The organism is Undibacterium sp. RTI2.2, assembly GCF_035018705.1.
Classification (GTDB): Bacteria; Pseudomonadota; Gammaproteobacteria; order Burkholderiales; family Burkholderiaceae_D; genus Undibacterium.
This window is the reverse complement of record NZ_JASJXN010000007.1, coordinates 99,060-121,437: the sequence shown is the minus strand read 5'-3', so window position 1 is coordinate 121,437 and position 22,378 is coordinate 99,060. Positions and strand designations below refer to the sequence as shown.

Genomic DNA, 22,378 nt, shown 5'->3' with positions numbered 1-22,378 from the left:
GCGATCAAATTAGGATGATTTCACTGGAGGAAATAAATCATGAAAACCACTTTGACATCATCTGCAACAGTAACTGCTACAACACAAAACACGTCACCGAAGGCAAAAATTATAGCCAGTCTTAAAGCTAGACTCGCTGGTGTCGCGCTCATCAGTTTATGCACGAGTACGTTCGCTATCAGTCCGGTATATGCCGATCAGGCAGATAGCAAAACAAGTACGGAGCAAGCAAGTAAATCCGCGTTTCAAGTTAATATTACTGGTGAGGGCAAACCAATGATTTTGATTCCCGGGCTGGCATCGCCAGGTGCAGTTTGGGACGATACGGTCGCGCATTACTCTAGCCAATATCGTTGTATCGTGCTGACACTGTCAGGCTTTGCCGGCGCACCAGCAACCGATGGTCCATTGATCAAACAAGCCGAAGAGCAGCTCGCTAATTACATCATCACTAATAAGTTACAGCAGCCAGTGATTGTGGGACATAGTTTGGGGGGATTTTTAGCCTTAAAATTAGCTAGTGATTATCCGGCTGCGGTTGGCAAGGTCGTGATTGTGGACGCTCTGCCAGCACTCGGCGCCACACAAATGCCAAGCGTCACTGCACCACAGTTAGAAGAAATGGCCAGTAATATGCGCAATAGTATGCTGCACAGTGACGATGCTAGCCGGGCTGCAATGCGGCGGCAAGCTGCGGTCAGTATGGTGAGTAAACCAGCGGACGTGGAGCGAGTCATCAGCTGGAGCGAAAAATCCGACCAGACAGCTGTTGCTAATGCCATGTACGAAATGATGTCGCAAGATATGCGGCAAGATATCAGCAAAATAAAAGCACCGACGCTGGTACTTGGCACCTGGATTGCGTATCGCGCTTATGCGCCGCGTTCTGCAATTGAAAACACGTTTAAATCGCAGTATGCACAATTATCTCAGGCAAAAATTGAACTGGCCGATAATGCCCGCCATTTCATTATGTTTGATGACCCGCAATGGATGTTCGATCGCATGGATAGCTTTTTGAAGTGAAGAACAAATCGATCCTCATGCCGGAGTCTGACCCCGGCATTCCTCATTCTGGTAAGCGCGCTTATGGCTATTGGCTATGTCAGATCAGCGGCTGGAGTTTGCTATTTTTGGTGAACTGGAATTTCTCACGGCAAAGTGAGGTAAAAGACCTCACTGTATTTACGCTGATCTGGGGCTGGAGTTCAGTCATCGGGATACTACTCTCTCATTTATGGCGTCTTTACTTACATCATAAAGTCGGTATCGGTCAGAATAGCAAAATACCTTTATTTCGATTGACTGTAGGTATTGCTTTGCTAGGTCTGGTACAAACATCATTGATTGTTGCCGCTTTCTTTGTATTGCGTCCCTCATTGTTCAGCGGCAGCTGGAGCAGCGCTCTCAATTACTTGCCAGTCTGGATGACGGTATTTTTAATCTGGACCACAATTTATGTTGCGGTACATTCGGGCAGACGCGCCCGTCGTTTTGAATTGGAAAAACTACAACTCGAAGTCAATGTCAAAGATGCGGAATTGCGCGCACTGCAGGCACAAATCAATCCGCATTTCTTCTTTAATAGTTTAAATAGTCTGCGCGGTTTAATTTTTGAAGACCAGATTGCCGCTGCGAGTATGGTTGATAAATTAGCTGGCATGATGCGTTATAGCTTACGGGCGGGTCAGCAAGACACGGTGCGTTTGGTGCAAGAGTTAGAGGCGGTGCGCATTTATCTGGCGATAGAAAAAATTCGCTTTGAGGAACGCTTATTATTTACAGAAGAAATTCAAACAGGTGTAGATGACTGCGCTGTGCCTGCAATGTTATTACAAACTCTGATAGAGAACGCGATCAAATATGGGGTAGAGCCTAGCATCCAGCCATGCCAGATACATCTGACCGTGCAGCGCATAACCTCAATAAAAAGCGACAGCATATGCATTGTCGTTGCCAATCAGGGCAAGTTGATGTCGCCCGGAAAATCAACACAACTCGGCTTGAAAAACACAGAGCAACGGTTAACATTAATTTTTGGTGATGCCGCCAGTATCGCCCTCACTGAGCATACCGGACAAATCACAAATGACTCCGTTACACCCGAAAATTGGGTACATGCGACTCTGATCTTGCCCTATCAACTATTGAAGGCCACTGCATGAACGCCGTGATTGTTGACGATGAGAGACTGGCCAGATCAGAATTACGCCGTCTATTGATCGCACATCCTCATATTCGTATCATCGGTGAAGCCGCCAATATCATAGAGGCACAACAACTGATAGAAGTCGAAAAACCAGAGCTAGTTTTTCTGGATATACAGATGCCAGGCGGAACCGGCTTTGACCTTTTGAGCAACTTGGATCATATACCTCAAATTATCTTTACTACCGCCTACGATACTTATGCCATGCGAGCGTTTGAGGTCAATGCGCTGGATTATTTATTAAAGCCGATAGAAGCAAACCGGTTGGCGCAGGCATTACTAAGAGTACACTCCAAAAAAGATCTCATCGTCGATATGCAAAGGAGTCAAAATACCGCCAGACAAGAACAGAAATTATTTATCAAAGATGGCGAACGCTGCTGGTTTGTCGCGATTGCAGATATCGCTTTGTTTGAGTCTGAAGGTAATTACACACGTGTATATTTTGAAGACCAACGGCCTCTATTTTTAAAGTCACTAAACCAGCTTGAACAAAAACTGGATTCATCGATTTTTATCAGAAGCAGCAGACAGCATATCGTTAATTTACAGTTTGTAAAACAGATGTCATCAACTGCATCCGGTGGATTAGAACTATTGTTAAAGAGTGGTCAAAAAATAGAAATGTCGCGCCGACGTGCGACGGAATTTAAGCAAGCCAATCGATTTTAAAAGAATTAGTTTTAGAAAAAAAGTATCCGGATTTGAGAGTTTCAGGCTGGTCGGCGAGTCCTTGTCGTCGCGGAATAAAACAGGATTTTGATATTGCGCCAATTTTTCAGTGATCATTAAATTGGAGTTACTTGTGAGCGAAAAAGCTTGAAGCCTTCAAATATATTGCATTTGAACCGAGCCACGATTCATAGCGTGGTTGGGTCTCGTCATTTCTGGAATCCGAGGGTGTTTTGCTCCGTCTTCCACGATCAAGATACAGAGAGAAGCGACTTTGATATGCTCATCAACCCGACGCCGGAAAAGACGCGGATGGACTTAGGTGTAGTTCAAATGGATTTTCAACGTCTGCTGGATCTATGGGTTAATGTATTGACACCCAAGGCCTTACCAGATTCTCTACGCGGTCAAGTTCTCTCATTGGAGGTGTCGGCATGAACGAAGCGCGTCGCGTCGCTGTCTATCTTTTGGCTCTTGCCTGCAGTTTTTGTTGTGTGAGTGGATGCACTGTCGGGAAAGTTACTCGCGCTTATTTACTACCAACATCCTCATTCTACAAATGCACTGAGGATCTAAGAATTGAATGCCAACCGGGATCGGAGAAGTTGGCTCAAGTTATTCTCCCTGCTATCAACCAAGCAAAACTGACTGTCGAGGAAGGGCAGTACTGCGAATTTACAAAGCCAATGATCATCCGCACGTATGCCTCACGCGAAGATTTCTCTCGATTCAGCGGCTCGGTAGGTTACGCCGAGGGTGCTGTATCCTTCGGTGTCCTCCACTTATCGCCCAAGCTATTGGCAACACCTGAGCGTATTCCCGGAATCGTTACACATGAGCTTTCCCACTTGAATCTTGCGTTGATAATGGGCACATGGTCATGGGCTAGTATCCCAGGATGGTTTCATGAAGGTTTGGCCACTTGGGTATCAGCCGGAGGCGGAGCGGAGACAGTTACAAACGAGGAGGCTTTGAAGAGCATCAAGGCAGGCCACAGCTTTTCACCAGAGGACAATGGCTCGCCGCTAGCACCTAAGAGCGCTGCTTCATACGATCTCAAGCCTCACATGTATTATCGACAGTCCGCTATTTTTGTTAAATATCTGCACAACAGCAACCCTGCAGCATTTAAGCAGCTTCTACTATCAATTGAGCATGGACAAAGCTTTTCGCAAGCGTTTAGGATAGCGTACGGCGAAGATGTTGATACCTTGTGGCGCGGCTTCTTGGTGAAGATTTGACTAAGGTATGGTGAGCACCACTCGATATCTCAGATGATGGTGGACATCTACCTTAACCGCTGAAGCCACCAAAGGGCTACGGGTCCTGCATAGACTCACTGAGCAAACTACTGGCGACCGGCAGGCTGTATGGCTTCTAAAACAGCCAAATCTGGACAACATAAAAAAGAGGAACAACAGAATGAGATTGAGCGATATCGTACGGTTAATTGTGTTATCGGCGATTTGGGGTGCGAGTTTTTTATTCATGCGGATTATCGCGCCGGTTCTTGGGACTTTGCCGACAGCTTTTTTTCGCGTTGTATTCGGCGCGATCGGATTGCTGTTGATACTGGCGTTGATGCGGACTAAGTGGGATTTTAAAGGGAAAATTGGTGCGGCGATGGCATTAGGTGTCATCAATTCCGGCATCCCGTTTGCGATGTATAGTTTTGCCGCAAAAATATTACCGGCCGGTTATTCCGCCATCTTCAATGCGACTACGCCATTGATGGGCGTGATTGTCGGAACTCTGTTTTTCTCAGAGAAATTAAGCCTGGCAAAATTCGTGGGCGTGTTACTGGGTTTGATCGGTGTCGTAGTGTTGACAAAAGCTGGTCCGGTCGAACTGACGACGGAGGTGATGATGGGTGCCGGGGCATGTTTAATCGCTACCGCATGTTATGGCGTTGCGAGTTTTATGACGCGGCGCTGGATATCAGAAAAAGGTGGGCTCGATAGTAAATTGCTGGCATTTGCCAGTCAGCTAGGTGCGGCCGTCTTTATCATGCCGCTTTTTATTGCTAGTACCAGTAGTGCTATTGGTCAGCCTTTGACCAATTGGGGTGGTACCGGATTGTGGCTGGCGATGGCAGGGCTTGGCTTGGTCTGCACCGCCTTTGCCTACATTTTATATTTCCGTCTGATTGCGGATATCGGCCCGATGAAATCTCTGATGGTCACGTTTTTGATACCGCCGTTTGGCGTGTTGTGGGGCGCCATCTTTTTGGGTGAGCAAATTACCTGGGGACATATTGCGGGTGGTACATTAATTGGACTGGCGGTGTGGGCAGTGTTAAAACCTGCGGTTCAAACTAAAAAATCGGTCGTGGCTTGATCAGAATTTCCTCCTTCTTGCATAGAAAAAAATCGTATCGTCAGCACTGACGATACGATCCCTTACTAGCTAATCTCGGACTACGATCTAATCATTAAACTACTTATGCAGCAACGCTCGTTTCCGTAGCTTTGCCCGATAAACGCTGCAAGCGTTGCAGTGTCGTTTCGCCTGCGGTGTCTGCCTGACCGACTGATTTTCTGATTGCGTCAATCTCTGCTGCCTGATCCAAGGGTTTTTGTCCAATATCGGCGACAATGCGCATGCCCGCTGCCTCGTTGCTCACTGTTTGAGCACGCTTGGTTAAGGCGTTGAGCGCGCTGGACTGGCCTTGCATGCCGGACAAACTACTGAGCTGGCTTTGGCGTTCTACCCGCATGGTTTGCAAATCTTTTTGCGCTTTTGCGCTGGCCAGATTTTGCATTGCTTTTTTGGCGGCGGCATCAAACTCGGCCAGTTGTTTAGAGAAAGCATCGACGATGGTTTGCAGCTCGTTCATATATTGTTGCGCGTCGGCTTCTTCTTGTAACTCCAAGGGCAAGCGGGCTTTGTTGGCTTCCAGCTCATCACAAAATAGACTGACTGTGGCTTCTGATATTTTGCCTGAGGCAAGCCGGTCGGCGAGTGTGCTGGAGGCTTTTTCATCATTGGCGATGAGTTCGCGCAGCTTGATGACGTCATTATGTTCTTTGTCGAAAGAGGCGCGGGCGGTCGCTAGTTTTTGCGCACTGTCTCTCAGCGTGGCGGCCAGACGATCACGGTCGGCCTCGGTTGCGGTTTCCGGGTCGAAATTGGCAATCGCTTCGGAGACTTTGTCGCCGAGTACGCCAAAGTGTTTGGAGATCAAGCGTGCGGTTAGGCCCCAACCATTCAAATTACTCATTTTGCTTCCTCTCAAGGAGTTAAAGGTGCTGCGATAAATACAAAGTGGTGATGACAAATTATGTGAAGCACTTACAAACTACAAACTGCTTTATTACTTTGCTGCTGATTTGGTTTTTGAAGACGCATCATTGGATCAGCAACCTATCCAGTTCGACTGGAATTCCTATCATAAAATCGACATGAATCTCGCGCCGGCTGGTGTCGCCGTCGCGGCTTCTGACGATTTCTGTACTGATTAAAAGACTTTCGCGCAAGCCATCCAGCGCGCGGCTATACGGCATGAATACGATGTCTTGCAACAAGCCGTGCTGACCGGTGGCGTCGTCGATACGGCTTTCCTGCGCTTTAAACGGGGCGACAAATTCTTTAGCTGGGTCGCCAGCGTCGCGGCTATAGTCGATCTGCTCGTTGTCGCCGAAGACGCTGTCTAAGTTGCTAGCTAAGTTGCTAGCTGACGTCGCTGCATCGAGTCCGTTGTCCACGAATTGCGCTTCTAACTGAGCACGCCACAGTGTGTAAGTACGGTCGCCCAGCCCCGCTCCGGCTTCGCCCGAAAACGCTTGCTGATCTTCGATCGTTTCTGGAATAAAACGGGTCAGGCGTTGGTAATACATGACTTCTGAGATATCGCCTTGTTCGTTTTGGTACAGTTGCACAAAACTCTCATTGGCATCCTGATCGCCCGTATTGAGGTAATAGCGATACAAGCTGCCGGCGATTTCTAGCCGTACCCGGCTGATGGCACGTATCAGACAATTAGCGTCGTCGGGCATAGCGATCAGCGATCCTTGGCTGATGGCGCGGATGAAGGGCGTTTTCTGTAATTGCAGTACGCCACCTATGCGTGCCTTTAACGGCAAATTGGCATCGGCTTGATTGGTGCCTTGATTTTGCGTAGCCGATCCATTTACCGCCGTACTGTGTTTGCCGAATATTTTTTCAGCGTATTGATAAGCGTCTGTCCAGGCCATGGTGCGGATTAAACCTTTCCTAATGAATAGTTTTGAGTGCGTGCTTGGGTGCGTGCTGTATGAAGTCGGAATAATTTGTAGCCAACCCAGGCGATGCTGGACAAGATCGCTGTCCACAACATCAGCCGCAGAAGACGCCAAAACCAGGATTCTGATTCTTGAGCTTTGTCATTGTTTGACACCGTTGCCGTTGGGTTTGTGGCGTTGCTAGCATCGCCAGCATTGCCAACATCACGAGCACGATTGTCATAACCAGATCCGTAATTCCCACCATAGCCGCCATAACTGTGATGGCTCATCGATTGACCCAGCATAAAGCCCCAGAATGCGCCGCCCATGCCGCTACTTTCTCGTTGCACAATGATGGTCGATGGTGCTTGCTGCATAGGCTGACCATAAGCTGGTGCTGCTGTTGAACCTTGCGCGGTCGAACCTTGAGCAGTGTTGCCAAACGCATTGGACGAAGTGCCTAATGGCTTGCCGGTCACGCTGACACTGCCGGGTTGATTACTCGTGTTTGGCGTAGCGGATGGTGTAGTCCGTGCATCCAAATTTTTTAACGCAGTGTTTTGCGAGCGGCTGGTGTCCAGATCGCGATTCAGCGCAGAGTTGGATTTGCCCGCATTGTTGTTGACGGTAGTGTTTGTCGCTGTTGCATTCGCCGCATTCGCTGGAGCGTTGCTAGACGATGATGAGGACGAAAAGCTACCAAAGCCTGTGTTGGTTTTACTGGTGTTGCCGATGTTGTTATTCGCGCTATTGCTATTGCCATTGCTGTTGCGCTGGGAAGAAAATCCAGATTTAAAACTACGTGAGGAACCGCCGGAGGATCGTGCGCCTGACGATCCGGATGTACTGGCGCTGGCTATCTCCAACATCGGCATACACAAGGCAACTGTCGTAATCCCGACAACTAAGTTATGGATAATTCTTTTTGCGATTGACTTCATGTGCCGATCCGTAGTGAAGTGAGTAACATCTCTGTACAATCTGCACGTCATTTTTATGCGTGCAGATCTTGTGAACGGAAGCATAGTGATCAAAAATACAAAACGCATCGGTAATAAAAAGGGAAAATCACCATGACGCGCAAATACTCGAATATGAATCAGCACGACGCCCTGTATAAAGTGGCGCGCGCTTATCCCGGTGGCCTAGATGCGTTGGCGGCGCGCATGCAGGTATCGGTGAATGTGTTGCGTAATAAGCTGGCACCTGGCATCGAGTCGCATTACCCGTCGTTTGAGGAGTTGTCGCAAATTGTGGAGTTGTGCCGCGAGGCCGGCGTAAAAGATGCGCTGCTGCCGCTGCATGCGTTATTGGGGCGGCATGGGATGGCAGCGTTTATCGTGCCAGAGCCAGATCACATTAGCGACGATGATTTATCGCAAACCGTGTGTCGCGTCATGAGCCAGGTCGGCGGTGTGGCCGAGGCCGTATCTGCAGCGTTGTTGGATGGCGTGATTACCAATGATGAAGCGGATTTGATAGAGCGTGAATTCCAGGGCGCACTGACGGCGTTGGGCGAATGGCGCGCCAGATTGCGGGCGCATCACCGGCGCGAGGATAAACTGAACAGCGAAAAGCGCGAACTGATTAAAAAATAATGCGTGATTTTTTAAATTAAATGCGAAGGAACGTTTCACTGTTTGCGCTATCGAACCCGTGTTGGCGGGGATAATGCGCAACCACACCGGACAAATTAAGCATCATTCTTTGCCCTTGGTAGTTGAAAACGCGGTTCTGATTATCACTTCAATCAATAACTATACTCCCCATCAGTACTTTTTAGTTGTCCAATTAAAGTCTGGACAATTGGCATATTTATTGAAAAAAATAGGGGAGTATATTCTTTTTCCCCTAGAAAACTCTTGTCAGAAACCCGCGTCGAAGACTTCCATCACAATCGACCCTTGATCGTATTTTATGAGCACAGACCAGATCGAACCTCGCCCGCAACCCCGCTCTGTTGCGGATCTTTTCTTCTCCTTCACCTGGTTGGCGCTGCAAGGTTTTGGGGGCGTACAAGCCATCGTGCAGATGGAGCTGGTCGAACGTAAGCGCTGGCTGACGCGGGAAGAATATATTGAAGACTGGGCCGTAGCGCAGATTATGCCGGGCCCTAATGTGGTTAATTTGTCCTTGATGATCGGCAGCCGTTCTTTTGGTCTGCCAGGTGCACTGGCAGCATTGGCAGGCATGCTGACCGTACCTTTAATCATCATTTTGCTACTCGCACTGGTGTACGCCCGGATCGCAGACCACCCCGGTGTTGCGGGTGCCTTGCGCGGTATGAGTGCGGTCACGGCAGGTCTGATTATTGCCTCCGCCTTACGCTTGCTGCCAGCGCTAAAAAGTAATCCACTGGGTTTGCGCTTATGCGGTGCACTTTGTATCTTATGTTTTGTTGGCATTGCCTTGTTGCACCTGCCACTTGCTTATATTTTGCTTGGACTAGGCTCGATTGCCTGCGTCTCCGCGTATAGAAAGCTCGGCAAATGAGTGCTGTCGTGACTACCGTTGTTGCTGGTGTTGCTGGTGTTGCTGGTGTTGATGTCGCTAATCACCTTAACAGCATCACCATGCAAGCCAGCGATTGGCTGCATTTGCTGCTGCATTATCTGATGTTGTCATTGTTGTCGGTCGGCGGTGCGATTTCTACCTTGCCTGAAATGCATCGTTATCTGGTGATTCAAAATCACTGGTTGAGCGAAGCGCAATTTAATTCCTCGGTGGCGCTTGCCCAAGCCGCGCCTGGCCCCAATGTACTGTTTATTGCTTTAATGGGCTGGAATATCGGGATGAATACCGGCAACGGCTGGTATGCCCCGCTCGGTACCTTGATTACCATGCTGGGAATCATGTTGCCCAGCGCAACGCTAACGTACAACGCGGCCCGTTGGGGGCACAAAAACCGTAATTTGCGAGCGGTACGGGCGTTTAAGCTAGGCTTAGCGCCTATCGTAATCGGATTATTGCTGGCAACAGGCTGGATTATGGCGAGCGGATCAAGCTCGTCGTCATCTTCTTCCGCATTAGTCCACCCCGCCTGGCCACTTTGGATCATGACAGCCGTTTGCGCCTTAGTGGTATGGCGCACCAGATTACATTTGCTTTGGTTATTAGCGATCGGTGCTGGTTTGGGCTGGTTTGGATATTTGTAAATGCTTCAAGTTTCTAAAGTCGCTTTTGACACAATTCAGAAACAAAATTTGTTACAAGTGTTTAGTCACCTTTCGGTTATCCTTGCCGCTTCAGAATTTTTCGTTTTTACAGTCTGGCCTTATCTATAAATGAAGTTTTACTTAGAGCACAATCAAGATGAATTGGCGGTACCGGGCGAAATTGATTTGCATATTCGCTTTCGTCCAAGAAATGGCTTAGCAATCCTGCTGGCACTCTTGATTCACGCCCTGTTGCTTTATTTTATTCTCACGCATAAGACCGTTATTCAAAAGCAAGGCGAGACAGAAACACCCGCCGCCATTACTTTGATACTGGATAAAGCCACGGTCGCCAAAATGGCTGAGGGCGAAAAGCAAAAAGTCCCGAAAAAAGCCCCGCCTAAACCAAAGCAGGCGCAGCCTAATCGCCCCAATAAGGCCATCACGCAGCCCAAAGAAACACCCGTAGTCGCTGCGGATACCCCAACACCCAACCCGGTAACACCGCCGCCAGACGCCGCCCCGCAACAAGATATGATGAGCATGCTCAACGCGGCTCGTGAGCGTCGTCGTGCGACAGAAGAAGCCGCCGCGCAAGAAAATGCCGATGCCGTCAAACAAGGCAATAAAGGCATGAGTCCGCAAGAAGTTGCCGAAGCTAACGTCCGGCGCAGCATGCAACAAGCTAACGGACGTGAAGGCACCAGTGGCGTATTCCAGATCACGTCTAAAGGCGTTCGTATGGCGACGTTCACCTTCCGTGGATGGAAGCCAAGCAGACAAAACAGCTTCAAAAAAACCATCGAGGTCGATGCAGGATTGGGCGGCGATATCAACATCGCCATCATCCGCCGCATGATCGTGCTGATCCGCGAAGAATACCAGGGCGATTTTAGCTGGGAGTCACGTCGCTTAGGACGGGTCGTCAATCTCTCTGCACGTCCTCAAGACACGGCGGAGTTAGAGAACTTTATGATGAAAGAGTTTTTCGAGGATAGCCGCTAGTTACTCGTTGCGGTTAGGCGAAAACCGAGCGATTAGTTGCACTGGATTCTTGAAACCACCTACGTTAAGAGCCTATGTAGTTGACCCAACAGGTCTGGGCAATAACGATGCTTAGTGAAGCGCACTCAAGGCATCTGAAATGATCGATTTTGAGCGAGATGGTTCATCGACATATAGCAAAATAAACCTCGGTGAAGGTTTAAGTTGGCAATTGCGTTTTATTTTTAAATTGAGTGATTCCACAAGTTCAATCACTAAATTGGGCTTATCTAGTGGCGCAAACGGACTGACGATCTCAAATGTTTGCTTCAGTTTGTGTTTAGCGTCTTTCCATTTTTTAAGATCATCGTTAAAGAGATCAACGCTCTTAACTTGATCAAGTGGAATATCCGCGATGAACCTGTCAGCACAACGAAGATAGAGAAAATCATTATCAATTTGATGATGCGATTGCCTAAGCTTCCATCGATCTCCCAATACTAATATCAGGGTATAGATCGAAGTGACGATGATGAGTATATGAGCCCAATGTCGCTCAATCGGATCCGTGATGATAAAACCGAAAGCTAATGATGAAACTGGTAATTCCACAAAAAGAGCCAAAAGTAACATGACAAACGCAGTGCCGTACTCGCTTTTTTTCATGAAATAAATTGGTATCCCGCTTGGTATTTTTATCTCATATTTTTTTCGTTGTAGCCAACAAAAAAATCCAATGCAAAGAGAATATTGGAAGTAGCAACTGCTCACGAAAGCAGGGGGCAAAAAGCTAATAAAAATTTCTAGAAAAGATAAGTTCTGCTTAAGCCCTGTAAGCGACCGAATGAAGCCCTCATAAACCTCACAAAAAAGCTTGAGTAAAACGAGGCATGCTGGGACGTAGAATCGAAATTCATTCATCAGTGCTAATTGAGGAACTATCTTTATAGAGATTTTTATCAATAAAAGGATCAAGAGACATGATCCGAAGATTTCTATCCATTTCCTTTCTGATGCAAAAGTGAGGCACTTTAAAACGCTGTGTAGTCCGCGGGTTCTGACTACATTTAGATATGCGATCAAGTTAAATCTCTCTAATTATTTAAGAATAGATAAGCGCTATTATTCCATCAAAAAAAGTCCACCAGGCTTATTAATGCCCTAGCTCCTCAGTGCTTGGGAGCTTGGTGTGTAACCTTTACAGCGCCTGCTGGAAGACACTAGGAGCGACCGCGTCCGGCTGATTTAGTCCAGTAACTAAACTCAGCTTCATAGCAAGTGCCATCCATCTCAGTCGTCTTTTCTTGCAGATAATTTTGGGCATCGGCAATCGCCTGATTGTAGATACTGGGGCCGATTTCTTGCAGACAAAAATCCAGAAATAGTTTGGCTTTGAGATCGCCCATGTCTTCTTCCAAATTCTCTGATGCGTAGCGACGGATAGAACCGATCAGGCGTTCTTGTACTTCTGTTTTGAGTTTGATGGTCATGTAATGGCGTGATAAATTGAAACGAATTGAACTGAAATGATCCAATCCAAATTTTAATTCGATCAAGCTTGATTTGCACCTTCAATTCAACACAACATTTAAAATTTTTACTTCTGAATAATCAATTCAGACGATGCCTGCCGGTGCTATTTTGTATGCGGCGGATTGCAATTGCTCTTAATGTGCGCCAGAACCTGACGGCTATGTTGGGCTCCGGTAGTTGCATCAAAATCTCACTACGTTGTTGCGCATGGATTTGTATCCAGCCACTGCGCTCTACGGTATATACGCAGCCTTCTGGCAGACTGATCGGTGTTGAATATGCGTAAGCGTCTATGCCTGATGGAGCGGTTTGAATGGCGATCTGACCAAGACTTAAATGTAGCAACGTACCAGCCGCGACATAAACCTGGTAAGTCTGTTTGGACTGTAAGGTGGTGATATGCATGGTATTTCCTTATCTATCAATTCTCATCGAGTGAGTAACATCAGGATAGGCCACAGCAAGCACACATAACAGACACAAGAAAGTACAGACTGCATCGGTACAAGTCAGGTTTTTGGTATCTGTTATTGTGTCTATTCACGCTAACTGTATCTGTTCAGTCTGCATGGCTGAGAGGATCATCGTTGTATGCAAAAACACAGCACATTCCAAACACACATATCGGATCAGGGCGACGATTTACCGTTGCCTTTATACCGGCGATTGGCAGCGCATTATTTATCGGCGATCAAGGCAGGCACCCTGACCGTCGGCGACCGTATGCCATCGGTACGTAAGCTGATGCAATTACATACGGTCAGCTTGTCGACGGCCTTACAAATGTGTCGTCAGCTAGAAACTGACGGTTGGCTGGAGGCGCGTCCGCGTTCTGGTTACTTTGTACGGCAGCCAAGACGTATTAATCTGGTGCCAGCGACAGAACCGGCAATCAATGCGCCTATCGATCCGGCACAGTTTGTCGGCATCCACGAGCGTGTATCAGCCATCATCTCGCAAGGTCAGCGGCCAATTAAAATCAATCTTGCCAGAGCGACAGGCGCACCTGACTTGTATCCGCAAGAAGAGTTAAAAAATATGGCGATTCGTTTGTTACGCCATCGTCCCCAATTATTGACCAAGGCGATCTCACCCGGTGGCAACAAAGAACTGAAAGCGGCTTTGGCGAAACGCGCTCTGGGCATAGGCATGAGTATCAAGCCGGATGATGTAGTGGTAACGCTGGGTTGTATCGAGGCCTTAAATCTAGCGCTACGAGCGGTGGCACAGGCGGGTGACATCATTGCGGTGGAGTCGCCCACGTTTTACGGACTGCTGCAAGTGCTGGAGAGTCTGGGTATGAAGGCGCTGGAAATTCCAACCAGTCCGCAGACCGGTATCTCGATTGAAGCGCTAGAACTGGCAATGCAAACTTACGACAATATCAAGGCCGTGGTGGTGGTGCCGCATTTGCAAAATCCCTTAGGTAGCATCATGCCGGACAGCCACAAACAGCGGTTAGTCGCCTTATGCGAAGAGCAGCAAATCCCGCTGATTGAAGATGATTCTTACAGTGCCTTGGTCAATGCTGACGCCGCACCGACCAGCGCCAAGCATTGGGACAAGACCGGCAACGTCATTTATTGCGCATCCCTGCATAAAATTTTGGCGCCGGGTTTGCGGGTGGGTTGGATGGTGGCGGGACGCTGGCATGCGCGGGTCAGCATGCTGAAATATGCTCATACCCGTTATAACGAAGAATGGTCGCAAATTGTGCTGGCGGAATTTATTAACTCCAGCGCCTATGACCGTCACTTACGCCGTTTGCGTCAAATTCTGAGCCAGCAACGCGAGCGCACCGCAGAAGCTATTGCTGCGTATTTTCCCGAAGGCACGCGCCTGACGGTACCGGATGGCGGTATCTCTGTTTGGGTAGAAATGCCGCATCAGCTGTCGTCACAGGCGGTATTTGAGGCGGCATTGGAACAAGGGATACTGGTTTCACCTGGTTTGTTGTATTCCAACTCAAATCGTTTCAACCATTTTTTACGCTTAAATTGCGGCATGCATTTCACGCAGGAATTAGATAATGCGCTGCGCCAGCTCGGGCAAATCATCACCACGCTAGCACAGGGACAGCAGAGTAAAAATCACCAGCAGCAACACGCTGCCGCTTAGCGGCGATTTGTCGCTAAGTAATCAACCTCAAAGATGTAAATACTTGTTCAGCGTGCAATCTTGTGGAAACCCACAATTGCCACGCCCTCTGCGATTTTTGATAATGTTGTGAGTAAGGATAAAAATCCTCATCATTGTCATGGCAAAATCATTCACGCCATCGATTTACTATAACAATTATTGGAGACAGCAGATGAAGAAGCCACCGCTCTACCGGTCACTCTATTTTCAGGTGATCACCGCCATTATTCTTGGCGTTTTACTGGGTCATTACTACCCGGAATCCGGCGCTGCCATGAAGCCACTTGGCGATGGTTTTATTAAACTCATCAAAATGATGATTGCACCGATTATTTTCTGCACGGTGGTCGTTGGTATCGCCGGTATGGAAGATATGAAAAAAGTCGGCAAGACCGGCGGCATGGCCTTGTTGTATTTTGAAGTCGTCAGTACGCTCGCTCTGATCATCGGCTTAGTCGTCGTCAACGTCTTGCAGCCGGGCGCAGGTATGAACGTCGATCTGAGCAAGCTCAATGCCAAAGAAGCCTTGGCCTATGCCGGTCCAGGTAAGTTACAAGGCATCGTTGAATACCTGATGGCGATGATCCCGAGCACGATTTTCGATGCCTTCGCCAAGGGCGACATTCTGCAAATTTTAGTCGTTGCGGTACTGTTTGGTTTTGCTTTGCATCGCTTTGGCGGTCGCGGTACTCTAGTGTTTGATATGGTCGAAAAGACTTCCCACGTCTTGTTCGTGATTGTTGGTTATATCATGAAGGCAGCCCCAATCGGCGCTTTCGGTGCGATGGCATTCACCATCGGTAAATACGGTGTCGGCTCATTGCTGTCGCTGGGTTATCTGATGGCATCGTTCTATGTCACTTGCCTGATCTTTATCTTTGGCGTGTTAGGTACCGTCGCTTATTTCCACGGATTTAGTATCTGGAAATTTGTGAAGTACATCAAAGAAGAATTGCTGATCGTACTCGGCACTTCTTCATCAGAATCCGCTTTGCCTGGCATGATTGCTAAGTTAGAAAAACTCGGCGTTAAAAAATCCGTAGTCGGCCTGGTGATCCCTACCGGTTACTCATTTAATCTGGACGGTACGGCGATTTATCTGACAATGGCCGCGGTGTTTATTGCGCAGGCAACCAACACGCCGCTGACCATCGGTCACCAAATTTCTCTGCTGATATTTTTGTTAGTCGCCTCTAAAGGTGCTGCGGGCATCACTGGCAGTGGGTTTATCGTCTTGGCGGCAACGCTGTCATCGACAGGCACGATTCCGGTCGAAGGTCTGGCGCTGATTTTGGGTATTGATCGCTTTATGTCAGAAGCCCGCGCATTGACTAATCTGGTCGGCAACGGCGTGGCAACGATCGTAGTTGCAAAATGGGGTAATGATGTCGACAACGTCAAAATGCAAAAGCGTTTAAACAACGATATGAGCGATGATGTTGATGCTTATAACGATGTTGAAGAACATGACAGCAAGCCTGTGAATTTGCATATGACGACCGGTCGCTAAAAACCTGATTCTCATGTTTGCCAGCTTGCTGGCAACGATCAGCGTATTAAGATAAAAAGGGATGAGCGACTTGTTTGCTCATCCCTTTTTTATTCACGGTATCTATGTCTGTTTTACATCGCGGCGGTCTTGAAAGTCGACGCAATATTTAATGCCGATAAAGCCACAGCAGTTTGATTACGCCCCTGTTGTTTAGCCTGATACAGCGCCGCGTCAGAGCGCGCAATTGCCAGATCGATATTCGATTCTCCGGGGTACCAGACGCTGACACCGGCACTAAACCGCAACACGGCGTTATACGGTTCTAGCGGTGTGGATTCCAGTTCATCACGGACTCGTTGCAGGATTTTTAACGTGCTGTCTTCGCTACCGGCTGGCAAGATCAGACAAAATTCCTCGCCGCCATAGCGCGCAAGCACGTCGGTTTTGCGGATCTGACTCTGGACTACTTGGGCAAATAATTTCAACGCCTGATCGCCTTGCTGATGACCAAGTGTGTCATTCAATTTTTTAAAATAATCGATGTCTAACATGGCGACAAAGAGCGGCGATTTCTGACGCCGGGCGCGGTCAACTTCCCGCTCAGCGGCTAGTTCAAGTGCGCGTCGGTTTAGTAAGCCCGTGAGAGGATCAGACATTGCCAGACGGCGATGTTCGTGCCAGGCACGATCCTGATGTAACAGTAAGAGACCAATATTAATCAAGATACCGGTGACAAAAGCCGACATCAGACTCAGCATGACCGACGCTTGTCTGAGGCTATCGCCAGCGGCACCATCAGGTATCCAGATGCGGCCGGCACGCCCGATAGCCGTCAACGAAAATATCGCAAAGCCCAGCATCAACAGATAGCAAGAACGGTGAATACCTTCCTGCGGGTTGCTCAAGATAATCAGCACGCAGCGTGCTGATTGCACCGCCAGCATGAGGTTTAGTAATAGCGATGCCAGATCAGCTTCGACATAACCTAGCGCGACAGCCGCCAGCGCGATTGCTACCGGGGCGTAAGTCAAGGTGGGATTATCAGGTGCGGAAAAAAATTTACACAAGCTAAGCAAAAGGCAGCTGATGCCAATGACGAAACCACAAAGTGCGATATGTCCGACCAGCGCCGGACTGAGCTTGCCGAGGGCAATAATAACGACCCACATCGCAACCTCAATCGTGCCAGCTACGGTCCATTGTGCGATGCCGTCACGGAAGCGACCGAAAAAGACAACCACCCGCATGACCAGCAGCAAGGTTTGCAGGATCAGAATACATAACACCAGAGTTTCAGTTTGGATCATGGAATATCGCCTGCGTGGGTCTAGATTGCGTTTACATCGAGTCTATATTTAACCCGGTTTGTCTACATCAATTTATTTTAAAGTATTCATCAAGCAATACATTATTACAATAAAACTTAGCCGAAGTTACTCAAACTTACGCAAAACCAATTGCGATACCATACCTGCAGGAGCAGTAAACGCTAACGTTTCAGTAGAGTGGTATTTAATATACTCCCATTATGTATATTAAATTGTCCAGAGAATCATTGGACAATCAGCCATTATTGATAAAAATGAGGGGGAGTATATTAAATCTTAAGCCTTAAGCTTAATTCAACATTAAGGTGAAACTACGTTGGATTTAGATAAATACCGTGTTGCTAAAACCAGCGCAATTGCCTGTACCACTGCCGCCATAAAAAACGGCGCTCCCAGCAAGATACTGCCTTTGGCCTGATGGCTGACTTGCCCAAGGAGCGAAGTACCGGCCAGCGTTGCGCAGACACTCATGATGCTGGCCAGCGCAGTCAGCGAGCCCATCGCCGTGCCTTGCGAACGCGCATCAACCGCACGTGAGAACATCGCTTGCAATGCCGGACCAGTCGCAAACGCCAGCACGTTACACAAAATCAGCACATACATCATCCAACCCTGCGTCACTAAGCCATACAGACTCAGCGACAGGCAGGACGATGTCAGTCCAAACATCACCGCCTTAGCATCACCGACCCGTTTGATATAGCGTCCCAAAAAGACACCTTGCATAATCACGCTGGAAATTCCGACGCAAAATAAAGAAAAGCCGTTTTGCATTGGCGACCAGCCAAACCGCAATTCGGTCGACAGCACCCAGGTAGTTTGCAAGGTGAACTGAGCAAACATGGTTAGCGCATACACCCAGACTAAAGGACCCACGCCGCGTAAATGTGCCAGACCCGACAAGCCAGAAAACGGATTAGCAGATTTCAAAGAAAAAGGTTTGCGATTCGCCAGCGACAAGGATTCTGGCAAAGAGAAGTAGCCATACACCACGTTCGCCAGCGAGACAGTTGCCGCCAGATAAAACGGATAGTGAATACTGGCTTCCCCTAACACACCGCCCAATACCGGGCCGCAAATAAATCCCAGTCCAAACATCGCACCGATTTTCCCCAAGGCTTTACTGCGCTCCGACGGGGCGGAAGAATCTGCAATATAAGCGCTGGCAACCGACAGATTGCCCGCCGTGACTCCGCCCAAGGCGCGCACAAACAGCAACCAGAAAATAGAAGTCGCCAGGGTCATCAAGAGAAAATTCAAACCCAGACCCAACACACAAATCAGTAATACCGGGCGACGACCAAAACGGTCACTCAGCGCGCCGATAATAGGAGCGCAAAAAAACTGCATCACGCCATAGATCGCCACGATCAAGCCATACCAATAGGCTTGCATATCGGGCTGTGTTGTAAAACTGGCGACCAGTCGTGGCAACACTGGGATGATCAGGCCGATGCCCAAAATATCCAGAAACACTGTAATCAGGACAAAACGGATATTCGTCGGCAAAAAGGACGGCGCAGCAGAAGTTGGCGTCTGCGATGGCTCTGGTGATGTAGATTGGGCGGAGGAAGTGGGTTCGGTGCTCATGCGGTCGGGCTTTCTAGCGATTTTACAGAGGGACAATAGTATATGATTGTTACAGGAAATTTCAGTATCGAACCAGTTTTGGAGTAAATATGGCTTTGTTTGACCACTTTTTGATCATTGTTTTGTTGGTCGCTATCAGTGCTTTTTTTTCTATGTCAGAAATTTCTCTCGCGGCGGCGCGCAGAGTCAAGTTGCAGATATTAGAAAGCGAGGGCGAATTACGTGCCGGACGTGTGCTCGAATTACAACGGCATCCAGGCCATTTTTTTACGGTTGTACAAATTGGTCTGAACGCGGTCGCTATCTTGGGCGGTATTTTGGGAGAACAAGCCTTGACGCCGTATTTTGCCAGCGTGTTTCATTCGGTATTCGGATTAAATAGCTGGGTCGACACCGCGAGTTTTTTGACCTCCTTTATCTTTGTGACCTCCTTGTTTATTTTGTTCGCCGATTTAATGCCCAAACGGTTAGCAATGACCGCGCCAGAAACTGTCGCCATGGCCGTTGTTGTCCCGATGTTATGGTGCGTGCGCTTATTCAAACCGCTGGTCTGGTTATTTAATGGCTTGTCGATTTTATTTTTTAATCTGTTTAATGTCTCCACCACGCGTGACGATCAGATTACCTCCGATGAGATTTATGCCATGGTGGACGCCGGTGCCGAGGCTGGCGTATTGCAGGCGCGCGAGCATCATATGATCGGCAATGTATTTGAGCTGGAAAGTCGCACCGTACCGTCCGCCATGACCCAGCGCGACAGTATTGTGTATTTCAGTTTGCAAGACAGTGATGTAGTGATACGCCAGAAAATTGCAGAACATCCGCACACCAAATTTTTGGTCTGTGACGGCCAGATTGATCATGTAGTCGGCTATGTTGAGTCGAAAGACATTCTGAAACGTGTGCTGACCAATCAGGCGTTTTCTAAAGTACAAGAATTGTCCTTACGTACAGCATTGGTGGTACCGGACTCGCTCACCTTATCGGACATGTTAGAGCAATTTAAAGGCACGCGGGAAGACTTTGCCGTGATTTTGAATGAATATGCGCTGGTCGTTGGCGTGATTACTTTAAACGATGTACTCAGCACCTTGATGGGTAATCTGGTACACCCGTTTATGGAAGATCAGATCGTCCAGCGCGATGCCAACTCCTGGCTAATTGATGGCGCCACGACGATAGAGGATGTCTGCCGGGCACTGCAAATCGACACTTTACCGGAGCAGGGTAGCTATGAGACTATTGCAGGCTTCATGATGACGATGCTCAAAAAAATCCCCAAACGGACCGATAGCGTGATGGTAAGCGGATACAAATTTGAGGTGGTTGATATTGATCATTATCGTATCGACCAGTTATTAGTAGTACGCATTAAAGAAGGTGCCAGCACGCCATAGCAGCCTTAGCAGTCATAGCAGCCATAGCAGCCTCAAGAAGTTCAGAAAACCGCGATAGCAGTACCATCAACGACAGTCTTACAACTAGTGAGCAGCTATAGAACTAGTTAGTTTTTCATGATGATCTCTGTGTTGAATGCTCTTGAAAGTGGTGATTGCTTGCATTGATTCGCTTTAATTTATTTCCCCGTTTTTTATTCAGGATTTACATGTTGCATGCTTGTGGAGTCGATTTCGGCACATCCAATTCAACCGTAGGTTGGCACCGCGCCGGTCAGACTCAACACGCTGGTCTGCCGAGTTCATCAGCAAATTTACCCTCGTTGCTGTCGCTAGAAGACGATAAAGTGACCTTGCCCTCCGTCGTGTTTTTTAACGCCGATGAGGACGAAGTCAGCTATGGTCGCGCCGCACTTTCTACCTACTTGTCTGGTTACGAAGGTCGCCTGATGCGATCGATGAAAAGCTTGTTGGGCACCAGCCTGATGGACGGTCAGACCGAAGTGCAGGGACGGGCTTTGCCGTTCCGCCAACTGCTGGCGCAATTTATCGGTGAACTAAAACGACGTGCCGAAAAATCTGCAGGGCAGTCTTTTAGTCAGGTCGTGATGGGACGTCCAGTCCATTTTATTGATGACGATAAAGCAGCCGACCGGATCGCACAAAACACGCTGGAAGATATCGCAAGGACTGCCGGTTTTAAGGATATTCAATTTCAGTACGAACCGATCGCAGCAGCGTTTGATTATGAGTCGCGTATTAATAAAGAAGAATTGGTTTTAATCGCTGATATTGGTGGTGGCACCTCGGATTTCTCTTTGGTACGTTTATCACCGGAACGCAGCAGCCGGATTGACCGGCTGGACGATATTTTAGGTAACGGCGGTGTGCATATTGGTGGTACCGATTTTGATAAATACCTGAGTCTGGCTTATGTGATGCCTTTACTCGGTTTGGGTGGTCGTTTGGGGAATAGTGATATTCCGTCGGGCTACTATTTTAATCTGGCGACCTGGCACACGATTAATTTGGTCTATACCCAAAAAGTCAGCCGTGAACTGCAAGACGTGTACCGCGAGATCAGTGATGCAGACTTGCGGATGCGCTTCGAACGCCTGCTCAATCTGGTGGAAGAGCGTGATGGTCACTGGCTAGCGATCAAGTCAGAAGAAGCTAAAATCTTGCTGTCGGATAACGATAAAATTGAATTAGCGCTTGAACGCTTACGTACAAAATTACCTTCGTCTGCACCCTGCATATTAACGCTGGAGCAGCATGGGTTTCAACAAGCGATCTCTCATTTGATGACGCAAATTGGTGCGACGGTCAGTCAGGTATTAGCCGATGCGAGTGTGGCTGCGGCGGATGTGGACACGGTATTTTTTACCGGTGGTTCCAGCGGTGTGCGCGGTCTGCGTGACCGGATCGCAGCGATAGTGCCGGGCGCTAAAAAAGTCGAGGGAGATTTGTTTGGCAGTATTGGCTCTGGCCTGGCTTTGGATGCATCACGCCGTTTTGCTTAAATTTTAGATTCATGAACAAGGGTTAAGGATTGAGGATGAAGGCAGCAAATTAATAAGATAAAACATCCCAGAATGTGAATAAAAAAGGCTACGCAGATATGCATCCGTGTAGCCTTTTTTATGTACTAACTAATTTTAGTCTCCACAAAAATGG

At 48.2% G+C, this 22,378-nt stretch carries 22 protein-coding genes; 14 read left to right on the top strand and 8 right to left on the bottom strand.

What is annotated here, in order from left to right:
- Positions 1–39: 39 nt before the first annotated feature.
- From QN395_RS05985 to QN395_RS05960, 6 genes are all read left to right on the top strand, one after another.
- Positions 40–1,026 carry an alpha/beta hydrolase gene (locus QN395_RS05985; RefSeq protein WP_322120778.1) on the top strand — a complete coding sequence of 329 codons (987 nt, stop codon included), beginning with the start codon at positions 40–42 and terminating at the stop codon, positions 1,024–1,026.
- Positions 1,023–2,165, top strand: a complete 1,143-nt coding sequence (locus tag QN395_RS05980; RefSeq protein WP_323491709.1) for a sensor histidine kinase — start codon at positions 1,023–1,025, stop codon at positions 2,163–2,165. The genes QN395_RS05985 and QN395_RS05980 overlap by 4 nt, the downstream gene beginning before the upstream one ends.
- Positions 2,162–2,881, top strand: coding sequence for a LytR/AlgR family response regulator transcription factor (locus QN395_RS05975; protein WP_323491710.1), 720 nt, complete (start codon positions 2,162–2,164; stop codon positions 2,879–2,881). The genes QN395_RS05980 and QN395_RS05975 overlap by 4 nt, the downstream gene beginning before the upstream one ends.
- Before the next feature lie 279 nt (positions 2,882–3,160).
- Positions 3,161–3,319 (top strand): hypothetical protein, encoded by a 159-nt coding sequence (locus QN395_RS05970; protein WP_322120775.1) that lies wholly within the window; start codon positions 3,161–3,163, stop codon positions 3,317–3,319.
- Entirely contained in the window at positions 3,316–4,122 is an 807-nt protein-coding gene (locus QN395_RS05965; RefSeq protein WP_322120774.1) for a peptidase MA family metallohydrolase, read from the top strand. Before QN395_RS05970 ends, QN395_RS05965 begins: the two co-directional genes overlap by 4 nt.
- A 181-nt stretch (positions 4,123–4,303) precedes the next feature.
- Entirely contained in the window at positions 4,304–5,218 is a 915-nt protein-coding gene (locus tag QN395_RS05960; protein ID WP_323491711.1) for a DMT family transporter, read from the top strand.
- A gap of 103 nt (positions 5,219–5,321) precedes the next feature.
- Here QN395_RS05960 and QN395_RS05955 read toward each other — a convergent pair whose 3' ends face one another.
- The 3 genes from QN395_RS05955 to QN395_RS05945 all read right to left on the bottom strand — a co-directional run bounded on the left by QN395_RS05955 (position 5,322) and on the right by QN395_RS05945 (position 8,024).
- A complete protein-coding gene (locus tag QN395_RS05955) occupies positions 5,322–6,101 on the bottom strand; it encodes a hypothetical protein (protein WP_322120772.1) in 780 nt (259 codons plus the stop codon).
- Positions 6,102–6,228: 127 nt separating this feature from the next.
- Complete coding sequence (locus QN395_RS05950; protein ID WP_323491712.1) at positions 6,229–7,074, bottom strand: hypothetical protein; 846 nt, start codon at positions 7,072–7,074, stop codon at positions 6,229–6,231.
- Between the two features lie 8 nt (positions 7,075–7,082).
- On the bottom strand, positions 7,083–8,024 hold the full coding sequence (locus QN395_RS05945; protein WP_323491713.1) for a hypothetical protein: 942 nt from the start codon (positions 8,022–8,024) through the stop codon (positions 7,083–7,085).
- A 132-nt stretch (positions 8,025–8,156) separates the two neighbouring features.
- Between QN395_RS05945 and QN395_RS05940 the strand changes: the two genes are divergently transcribed.
- The 4 genes from QN395_RS05940 (at position 8,157) to QN395_RS05925 (ending at position 11,243) form a co-directional block, all read left to right on the top strand.
- Positions 8,157–8,681, top strand: coding sequence for a phage regulatory CII family protein (locus QN395_RS05940; protein ID WP_322120769.1), 525 nt, complete (start codon positions 8,157–8,159; stop codon positions 8,679–8,681).
- Between the two features lie 319 nt (positions 8,682–9,000).
- On the top strand, positions 9,001–9,576 hold the full coding sequence (locus tag QN395_RS05935; RefSeq protein WP_323491714.1) for a chromate transporter: 576 nt from the start codon (positions 9,001–9,003) through the stop codon (positions 9,574–9,576).
- Between the two features lie 80 nt (positions 9,577–9,656).
- Complete coding sequence (locus QN395_RS05930; protein WP_322121666.1) at positions 9,657–10,238, top strand: chromate transporter; 582 nt, start codon at positions 9,657–9,659, stop codon at positions 10,236–10,238.
- Positions 10,239–10,367: 129 nt separating this feature from the next.
- Complete coding sequence (locus QN395_RS05925; protein ID WP_323491715.1) at positions 10,368–11,243, top strand: hypothetical protein; 876 nt, start codon at positions 10,368–10,370, stop codon at positions 11,241–11,243.
- A 111-nt stretch (positions 11,244–11,354) separates the two neighbouring features.
- On the opposite strand, the gene QN395_RS05920 is transcribed toward QN395_RS05925, so the two are convergent.
- The 3 genes from QN395_RS05920 to QN395_RS05910 form a co-directional block, all read right to left on the bottom strand.
- Positions 11,355–11,888, bottom strand: a complete 534-nt coding sequence (locus tag QN395_RS05920) for a hypothetical protein (protein ID WP_323491716.1) — start codon at positions 11,886–11,888, stop codon at positions 11,355–11,357.
- Positions 11,889–12,442: 554 nt separating this feature from the next.
- On the bottom strand, positions 12,443–12,712 hold the full coding sequence (locus QN395_RS05915) for a DUF2164 domain-containing protein (RefSeq protein ID WP_322120765.1): 270 nt from the start codon (positions 12,710–12,712) through the stop codon (positions 12,443–12,445).
- Between the two features lie 121 nt (positions 12,713–12,833).
- Complete coding sequence (locus QN395_RS05910) at positions 12,834–13,160, bottom strand: hypothetical protein (protein ID WP_323491717.1); 327 nt, start codon at positions 13,158–13,160, stop codon at positions 12,834–12,836.
- A gap of 186 nt (positions 13,161–13,346) precedes the next feature.
- On the opposite strand from QN395_RS05910, the gene QN395_RS05905 reads away from it, so the two are divergent.
- Both QN395_RS05905 and QN395_RS05900 read left to right on the top strand, forming a co-directional pair.
- On the top strand, positions 13,347–14,873 hold the full coding sequence (locus QN395_RS05905) for a PLP-dependent aminotransferase family protein (RefSeq protein ID WP_323491718.1): 1,527 nt from the start codon (positions 13,347–13,349) through the stop codon (positions 14,871–14,873).
- 193 nt (positions 14,874–15,066) lie between these two features.
- Positions 15,067–16,404, top strand: coding sequence for a dicarboxylate/amino acid:cation symporter (locus tag QN395_RS05900; RefSeq protein WP_323491719.1), 1,338 nt, complete (start codon positions 15,067–15,069; stop codon positions 16,402–16,404).
- A 113-nt stretch (positions 16,405–16,517) separates the two neighbouring features.
- On the opposite strand, the gene QN395_RS05895 is transcribed toward QN395_RS05900, so the two are convergent.
- Complete coding sequence (locus QN395_RS05895; RefSeq protein WP_323491720.1) at positions 16,518–17,693, bottom strand: GGDEF domain-containing protein; 1,176 nt, start codon at positions 17,691–17,693, stop codon at positions 16,518–16,520.
- A 321-nt stretch (positions 17,694–18,014) separates the two neighbouring features.
- Positions 18,015–19,304, bottom strand: a complete 1,290-nt coding sequence (locus tag QN395_RS05890; protein ID WP_323491721.1) for a TCR/Tet family MFS transporter — start codon at positions 19,302–19,304, stop codon at positions 18,015–18,017.
- Between the two features lie 89 nt (positions 19,305–19,393).
- Between QN395_RS05890 and QN395_RS05885 the strand changes: the two genes are divergently transcribed.
- Both QN395_RS05885 and QN395_RS05880 read left to right on the top strand, forming a co-directional pair.
- Entirely contained in the window at positions 19,394–20,701 is a 1,308-nt protein-coding gene (locus QN395_RS05885; protein ID WP_322120760.1) for a hemolysin family protein, read from the top strand.
- 209 nt (positions 20,702–20,910) lie between these two features.
- The gene (locus QN395_RS05880; protein ID WP_322120759.1) at positions 20,911–22,224 is read left to right on the top strand and encodes an Hsp70 family protein; all 1,314 of its coding nucleotides are present in this window, start codon (positions 20,911–20,913) and stop codon (positions 22,222–22,224) included.
- Positions 22,225–22,378: the final 154 nt, after the last annotated feature.

Excerpts from the sequence above, each read along its gene's own strand:
- QN395_RS05985 (WP_322120778.1), top strand. The coding sequence starts at position 40 with ATGAAAACCACTTTGACATCATCTGCAACAGTAACTGCTACAACACAA.
- QN395_RS05975 (WP_323491710.1), top strand. The coding sequence starts at position 2,162 with ATGAACGCCGTGATTGTTGACGATGAGAGACTGGCCAGATCAGAATTA.
- QN395_RS05970 (WP_322120775.1), top strand. The coding sequence starts at position 3,161 with ATGCTCATCAACCCGACGCCGGAAAAGACGCGGATGGACTTAGGTGTA.
- QN395_RS05965 (WP_322120774.1), top strand. The coding sequence starts at position 3,316 with ATGAACGAAGCGCGTCGCGTCGCTGTCTATCTTTTGGCTCTTGCCTGC.
- QN395_RS05960 (WP_323491711.1), top strand. The coding sequence starts at position 4,304 with ATGAGATTGAGCGATATCGTACGGTTAATTGTGTTATCGGCGATTTGG.
- QN395_RS05955 (WP_322120772.1), bottom strand. The coding sequence starts at position 6,101 with ATGAGTAATTTGAATGGTTGGGGCCTAACCGCACGCTTGATCTCCAAA.
- QN395_RS05950 (WP_323491712.1), bottom strand. The coding sequence starts at position 7,074 with ATGGCCTGGACAGACGCTTATCAATACGCTGAAAAAATATTCGGCAAA.
- QN395_RS05945 (WP_323491713.1), bottom strand. The coding sequence starts at position 8,024 with ATGAAGTCAATCGCAAAAAGAATTATCCATAACTTAGTTGTCGGGATT.
- QN395_RS05940 (WP_322120769.1), top strand. The coding sequence starts at position 8,157 with ATGACGCGCAAATACTCGAATATGAATCAGCACGACGCCCTGTATAAA.
- QN395_RS05935 (WP_323491714.1), top strand. The coding sequence starts at position 9,001 with ATGAGCACAGACCAGATCGAACCTCGCCCGCAACCCCGCTCTGTTGCG.
- QN395_RS05930 (WP_322121666.1), top strand. The coding sequence starts at position 9,657 with ATGCAAGCCAGCGATTGGCTGCATTTGCTGCTGCATTATCTGATGTTG.
- QN395_RS05925 (WP_323491715.1), top strand. The coding sequence starts at position 10,368 with ATGAAGTTTTACTTAGAGCACAATCAAGATGAATTGGCGGTACCGGGC.
- QN395_RS05920 (WP_323491716.1), bottom strand. The coding sequence starts at position 11,888 with ATGAAAAAAAGCGAGTACGGCACTGCGTTTGTCATGTTACTTTTGGCT.
- QN395_RS05915 (WP_322120765.1), bottom strand. The coding sequence starts at position 12,712 with ATGACCATCAAACTCAAAACAGAAGTACAAGAACGCCTGATCGGTTCT.
- QN395_RS05910 (WP_323491717.1), bottom strand. The coding sequence starts at position 13,160 with ATGCATATCACCACCTTACAGTCCAAACAGACTTACCAGGTTTATGTC.
- QN395_RS05905 (WP_323491718.1), top strand. The coding sequence starts at position 13,347 with ATGCAAAAACACAGCACATTCCAAACACACATATCGGATCAGGGCGAC.
- QN395_RS05900 (WP_323491719.1), top strand. The coding sequence starts at position 15,067 with ATGAAGAAGCCACCGCTCTACCGGTCACTCTATTTTCAGGTGATCACC.
- QN395_RS05895 (WP_323491720.1), bottom strand. The coding sequence starts at position 17,693 with ATGATCCAAACTGAAACTCTGGTGTTATGTATTCTGATCCTGCAAACC.
- QN395_RS05890 (WP_323491721.1), bottom strand. The coding sequence starts at position 19,304 with ATGAGCACCGAACCCACTTCCTCCGCCCAATCTACATCACCAGAGCCA.
- QN395_RS05885 (WP_322120760.1), top strand. The coding sequence starts at position 19,394 with ATGGCTTTGTTTGACCACTTTTTGATCATTGTTTTGTTGGTCGCTATC.
- QN395_RS05880 (WP_322120759.1), top strand. The coding sequence starts at position 20,911 with ATGTTGCATGCTTGTGGAGTCGATTTCGGCACATCCAATTCAACCGTA.